The organism is Treponema sp. R6D11, assembly GCF_054786075.1.
Genome location: NZ_BDHD01000310.1, coordinates 1 through 1,508, shown reverse-complemented (window position 1 = coordinate 1,508; position 1,508 = coordinate 1). Strand labels below are relative to the sequence as shown.

3 protein-coding genes are annotated in these 1,508 nt (G+C 51.0%); all 3 read right to left on the bottom strand.

Annotated elements, in window-relative coordinates:
- A partial coding sequence (locus tag ACYVTD_RS12625; RefSeq protein ID WP_461248103.1) for a DUF4418 family protein occupies nt 1-181 on the bottom strand: 181 nt, incomplete at its 3' end.
- Between the two features lie 18 nt (nt 182-199).
- On the bottom strand, nt 200-874 hold the full coding sequence (locus tag ACYVTD_RS12620; RefSeq protein ID WP_461248102.1) for an ABC transporter ATP-binding protein: 675 nt from the start codon (nt 872-874) through the stop codon (nt 200-202).
- Nucleotides 875-1,508 (bottom strand): ABC transporter permease (locus ACYVTD_RS12615; protein WP_461248101.1); only part of this gene is annotated, 634 nt, incomplete at its 5' end. It abuts the gene before it with no gap.

Here is a 1,508-nt window from a genome sequence, read left to right as displayed (position 1 = left end):
CAATAAGGGCGATTCCCAAAGCGGCAATAACGGCGCCTACGCCGATTTCCGCCCGCGCCGACCAGAAACATTTCATGATCATGTCGCCCATCGGCTCGCATACCTTAAACAAAAACTGCGACCCTAACGCGAGGAGCAGTCCCAACACAGTAACGGCGATACCGAAAATCCTTTTCTTCATATAATCCTCCTATATTTTTCATGCCGCTTTAAGCGACAAATTTCCCTCGTTCATCGAATAAACCTTATTCCCGTAGGAAAGCGTGTCAAGCTCGTGCGTTACGATAAGCACCGCGGTCCCTTCCTTTGCTATGGCGCTTAACAGGCGCATAATGTCGGCCGTGGTTTCCGCGTCCATGTCGCTTGTCGGCTCGTCGGCGATAAGCAGGGACGGGCTGTTGACAAGGGCGCGGGCGATGGCGACGCGCCTCATCTCTCCGCCGGAAAGCTGTTTAGGATACGAGGCGGCAAGGTGTACTATGCCCGTTTTTTCAAGCAGGGCAAGGGCGCGTTCTTCAGGCTCCCCTTCCCTCTTAAACAAAAACCACGGGATGCAGACGTTTTCCAAAACAGTAAAGTTGGAAAGAAGGCTCTGCCCCTGCGGGACAAAACCGATTTTTTCATTGCGAAGAAGAGAAATCGATTTGTCATCTATACTGAAAATATCCCGCCCTTCAAATAAAACGCTTCCGGCGCTTGGCTTGAGCAAGCCCGCGCTCATGTTAAGAAGCGTGCTTTTACCGCTGCCGCTCCTGCCGATAATGCTGATAAAATCCCCGCGTTCAACGGAAAGGCTTACGCCGTTTACGGCGTTAAACGCCCTGTCGCCGCGCTTGTATTCTTTGGTCAGTTCACGAAGTTCAAGAATTCCCATTTATTCGCCCTCCCTCATTGTAAAATAAGTTTCCGCCCCGCTGATTTTCAACGCCGAGTACAGGGAAGAAAGCGGCCCCACGACGGCGGAAAGGAAAAGGCTTCCCAAAACAAGCAAAATAATATAAAAAAGCGGCGCGTCTAGATACGGCAGTTCAAGCCGTTCGCTTATGTAGGTGCTAAACGGAAATACCGCAAGACTCGCGAGGACGACGCCGGCGCAGCCTCCCGCGATTCCGGCGATTAACGCTTCGTTTAACACGATGCCGACAAGTTTTTTTCTTGTCGCCCCCAGAATTCGCAATATGGCGAATTCTTTCTTGCGCTCGTGAATAGTGCCCGAAAAAACCGCCGCCAGCACGACAACCGCCAACGCCCAAAGCGCGACGGAAAAAATATGTATGTATTTTACAAGCCCGGAAATAGTACTTGCGATACGCGCGAATATCCCCTGAGAGATCAGCACTTCCACTCCTTCATCCTTTTCCCGTATGTCCCTGGAAAGAATCGAAGGCTGTTTAGCCGGATCTGCTTTTACCAAAACGGCGGATATTATGTCGCCTTCGTACCTGTCCGCCAAAAAACCGTATTGCAGTTCATGGGCGTTGTCGATAAGTTGGCGCATTGTATTCATT

Bases quoted from the DNA above. Each gene is read 5' to 3' on its own strand.
- ACYVTD_RS12620 (WP_461248102.1), bottom strand. From the start codon at position 874: ATGGGAATTCTTGAACTTCGTGAACTGACCAAAGAATACAAGCGCGGC.